Below are 254 nucleotides of genomic sequence, written 5' to 3'. Positions count from 1 at the left end.
ACCTCCACGTCGACCGGCCTCTCGTCGGCAAACAGCTCGATCAGCTCCCTGTCCACCTCGACCTCGACCGGCATCAACTCGTTGTCCACGGGCCTCAGCTCGACCGATAGCTCGGTGGCATCGCTGTCGACCTCGACGTCGACCGGCCTCTCGTCGGCTAACAGTTCGATCAGTTCCCTGTCCACGTCCACTTCGACGGGCTTGAGCTCGACCAACAGCTCGGTTGCTTCGCTCTCGACGTCGACCTCGACGGG

General features: G+C 63.4%; 1 protein-coding gene. It reads right to left on the bottom strand.

What is annotated here, in order from left to right; genetic code table 11:
• On the bottom strand, positions 1-254 hold a 254-nt coding region (locus tag DIE23_RS40790), incomplete at both ends, for a hypothetical protein (protein ID WP_311767855.1).

It is taken from the genome of Burkholderia sp. Bp9143 (genome assembly GCF_003853645.1).
Taxonomy (GTDB): domain Bacteria; phylum Pseudomonadota; class Gammaproteobacteria; order Burkholderiales; family Burkholderiaceae; genus Burkholderia.
The sequence above is the reverse complement of the archived record's forward strand: the minus strand, read 5'-3'. Positions and strand labels throughout refer to the sequence as shown.